This is a genomic window from Streptomyces sp. NPDC012835, assembly GCF_042900885.1.
Classification (GTDB): domain Bacteria; phylum Actinomycetota; class Actinomycetes; order Streptomycetales; family Streptomycetaceae; genus Streptomyces.
Genome location: NZ_JBIBBW010000013.1, coordinates 1,639 through 4,899, shown reverse-complemented (window position 1 = coordinate 4,899; position 3,261 = coordinate 1,639). Strand labels below are relative to the sequence as shown.

General features: G+C 57.0%; 1 rRNA gene. It reads right to left on the bottom strand.

Annotation, left to right across the window (positions count from 1 at the left end):
• Positions 1-21: 21 nt before the first annotated feature.
• Positions 22-3,145 (bottom strand): 23S ribosomal RNA (locus ACFY6S_RS31555).
• Positions 3,146-3,261: the final 116 nt, after the last annotated feature.

Below are 3,261 nucleotides of genomic sequence, written 5' to 3'. Positions count from 1 at the left end.
ACACAGTGGACGCGAGCAACTGAGGACAAGCCCTCGGCCTATTAGTACCAGTCAGCTCCAACCGTTACCGGTCTTCCACATCTGGCCTATCAACCCAGTAGTCTACTGGGAGCCTTAACCCCTCAAAGGGGGTGGGAGTCCTCATCTCGAAGCAGGCTTCCCGCTTAGATGCTTTCAGCGGTTATCCTTTCCGAACGTAGCCAACCAGCCATGCCCTTGGCAGAACAACTGGCACACCAGAGGTTCGTCCGTCCCGGTCCTCTCGTACTAGGGACAGCCCTTCTCAAGACTCCTGCGCGCGCAGCGGATAGGGACCGAACTGTCTCACGACGTTCTAAACCCAGCTCGCGTACCGCTTTAATGGGCGAACAGCCCAACCCTTGGGACCGACTCCAGCCCCAGGATGCGACGAGCCGACATCGAGGTGCCAAACCATCCCGTCGATATGGACTCTTGGGGAAGATCAGCCTGTTATCCCCGGGGTACCTTTTATCCGTTGAGCGACGGCGCTTCCACAAGCCACCGCCGGATCACTAGTCCCGACTTTCGTCCCTGCTCGACCCGTCGGTCTCACAGTCAAGCTCCCTTGTGCACTTACACTCAACACCTGATTACCAACCAGGCTGAGGGAACCTTTGGGCGCCTCCGTTACTCTTTAGGAGGCAACCGCCCCAGTTAAACTACCCATCAGACACTGTCCCTGATCCGGATCACGGACCCAGGTTAGACATCCAGCACGACCAGAGTGGTATTTCAACGACGACTCCACCTGAACTGGCGTCCAAGCTTCACAGTCTCCCACCTATCCTACACAAGCCGAACCGAACACCAATATCAAACTATAGTAAAGGTCCCGGGGTCTTTCCGTCCTGCTGCGCGAAACGAGCATCTTTACTCGTAGTGCAATTTCACCGGGCCTATGGTTGAGACAGTCGAGAAGTCGTTACGCCATTCGTGCAGGTCGGAACTTACCCGACAAGGAATTTCGCTACCTTAGGATGGTTATAGTTACCACCGCCGTTTACTGGCGCTTAAGTTCTCAGCTTCGCCAACCCGAAGATTGACTAACCGGTCCCCTTAACGTTCCAGCACCGGGCAGGCGTCAGTCCGTATACATCGCCTTACGGCTTCGCACGGACCTGTGTTTTTAGTAAACAGTCGCTTCTCGCTGGTCTCTGCGGCCACCCCAAGCTCAGGAAGTAAATTCCATCACCCAGAATGGCCCCCCTTCTCCCGAAGTTACGGGGGCATTTTGCCGAGTTCCTTAACCATAGTTCACCCGAACGCCTCGGTATTCTCTACCTGACCACCTGAGTCGGTTTAGGGTACGGGCCGCCATGAAACTCGCTAGAGGCTTTTCTCGACAGCATAGGATCATCCACTTCACCACAATCGGCTCGGCATCAGGTCTCAGACTTCATGTCATCCGGATTTACCTGGACAACGCCCTACACCCTTACCCCGGGACAACCACCGCCCGGGCTGGACTACCTTCCTGCGTCACCCCATCGCTTACCTACTACCACCTCGGGTCAGCGGCTCCACCACTTCCCTTTGCCCGAAGGCTCCAGGACGGCTTCACGGCCTTAGCATTAATGGATTCGATACTGGGCGTTTCAAAGCGGGTACCGGAATATCAACCGGTTGTCCATCGACTACGCCTGTCGGCCTCGCCTTAGGTCCCGACTTACCCTGGGCAGATCAGCTTGACCCAGGAACCCTTAGTCAATCGGCGCACACGTTTCCCACGTGTGTATCGCTACTCATGCCTGCATTCTCACTCGTGAACCGTCCACAACTAGCTTCCGCTGCTGCTTCACCCGGCACACGACGCTCCCCTACCCATCACAGCGGGCGTTGGCCCTCATGCTGCAATGACACGACTTCGGCGGTACGCTTGAGCCCCGCTACATTGTCGGCGCGGAATCACTTGACCAGTGAGCTATTACGCACTCTTTCAAGGGTGGCTGCTTCTAAGCCAACCTCCTGGTTGTCTCTGCGACTCCACATCCTTTCCCACTTAGCGTACGCTTAGGGGCCTTAGTCGATGCTCTGGGCTGTTTCCCTCTCGACCATGGAGCTTATCCCCCACAGTCTCACTGCCGCGCTCTCACTTACCGGCATTCGGAGTTTGGCTAAGGTCAGTAACCCGGTAGGGCCCATCGCCTATCCAGTGCTCTACCTCCGGCAAGAAACACACGACGCTGCACCTAAATGCATTTCGGGGAGAACCAGCTATCACGGAGTTTGATTGGCCTTTCACCCCTAACCACAGGTCATCCCCCAGGTTTTCAACCCTGGTGGGTTCGGTCCTCCACGAAGTCTTACCTCCGCTTCAACCTGCCCATGGCTAGATCACTCCGCTTCGGGTCTTGAGCGCGCTACTAAACCGCCCTGTTCGGACTCGCTTTCGCTACGGCTTCCCCACACGGGTTAACCTCGCAACACACCGCAAACTCGCAGGCTCATTCTTCAAAAGGCACGCAGTCACGACTGACAGCACAAGTGCTGCCAGCGACGCTCCCACGGCTTGTAGGCACACGGTTTCAGGTACTATTTCACTCCGCTCCCGCGGTACTTTTCACCATTCCCTCACGGTACTATCCGCTATCGGTCACCAGGGAATATTTAGGCTTAGCGGGTGGTCCCGCCAGATTCACACGGGATTTCTCGGGCCCCGTGCTACTTGGGTGGTTCTCAAACGAGCCGTACAGATTTCAGCTACGGGGGTCTTACCCTCTACGCCGGACCTTTCGCATGTCCTTCGCCTACCCATACGGTTTCTGACTCGCCGACCGGCCGGCAGACCGATCAAGAGAACTCCCACAACCCCGCATACGCAACCCCTGCCGGGTATCACACGTATACGGTTTGGCCTCATCCGGTTTCGCTCGCCACTACTCCCGGAATCACGGTTGTTTTCTCTTCCTGAGGGTACTGAGATGTTTCACTTCCCCTCGTTCCCTCCACACTGCCTATGTGTTCAGCAGCGGGTGACAGCCCATGACGACTGCCGGGTTTCCCCATTCGGACACCCCCGGATCAAAGCTCGGTTGACAGCTCCCCGGGGCCTATCGCGGCCTCCCACGTCCTTCATCGGTTCCTGGTACCAAGGCATCCACCGTGCGCCCTTAAAAACTTGGCCACAGATGCTCGCGTCCACTGTGCAGTTCTCAAACAACGACCAGCCACCCACCACCCCACCCCAAACAGGGCGAGTTCACTGGGGCCGGCAACCCGAAGGACGAGCAAAAGCCCGTG